General features: G+C 54.5%; 1 protein-coding gene. It reads right to left on the reverse strand.

Going from position 1 to position 231, the window contains the following annotated elements:
- Positions 1-231: SLC13 family permease (locus tag SB822_RS61375; RefSeq protein ID WP_410859703.1), on the reverse strand; the 231-nt coding region annotated here is incomplete at both ends.

The raw sequence follows: 231 nt of genomic DNA on the forward strand, positions 1-231 counted from the left end.
AGTTGGAGCCGAACGCTATTCATTTCTGGCAGAAAACGCTGCACCGCCGCCTGCATAAGGCCGGAACGTGCGACACCCGCACTGACCACCAACGCACTGCCAACGATGATAACGATGTCGTCGCTGAAACCCGAAAATGCGTGATCGAAGGGCACAACCCCAACTGCTATTGCCAGGAGAAGTGCACAAAGTGCGACCACATCATAACGGAACTTGCCCCAGATAAACGCT

This window comes from Paraburkholderia sp. SIMBA_054, from assembly GCF_046534875.1.
GTDB classification, from domain to species: Bacteria; Pseudomonadota; Gammaproteobacteria; order Burkholderiales; family Burkholderiaceae; genus Paraburkholderia; species Paraburkholderia hospita.